At 56.3% G+C, this 355-nt stretch carries 1 protein-coding gene; it reads left to right on the forward strand.

Annotation, left to right across the window (positions count from 1 at the left end):
* On the forward strand, nucleotides 1-355 hold a 355-nt coding region (locus EXE45_RS21045; RefSeq protein WP_137695163.1), incomplete at both ends, for a hypothetical protein.

A 355-nucleotide genomic window follows, 5' to 3' on the forward strand; every position in this document is an offset into this window, starting at 1 on the left:
GAAGGCGGTACTCCTGCTTCAGCACGTTCACGAAATTGTCCCACTCAACGAGGGGAACATCGCAGTCGCCGTCATGGACGACCTGAATGGCCAATCCTGGATCAGTACAACCAATCGCGTTGAAGAATCACTAGACCGGCTTCAGAAGTTCATCCGACCGACGCAAGACGAGAGCGGACCCCGCTATCGGTTCGCAACGCAAGAAGAGCGCCTCATCTACGACGATACCGAGGAGAACGAGTCAGACCCAGACTGGGACGATGTCGTCGAAACGCTAGACGAGCACCTCTGGGAGCGTATCACCCAAGACCTACCTCTTCCTGAGTCAGTTCCGTACGGTGAGTCTGGCGACGAG

The organism is Halorubrum sp. SP9 (assembly GCF_005435015.1).
GTDB classification, from domain to species: domain Archaea; phylum Halobacteriota; class Halobacteria; order Halobacteriales; family Haloferacaceae; genus Halorubrum; species Halorubrum sodomense.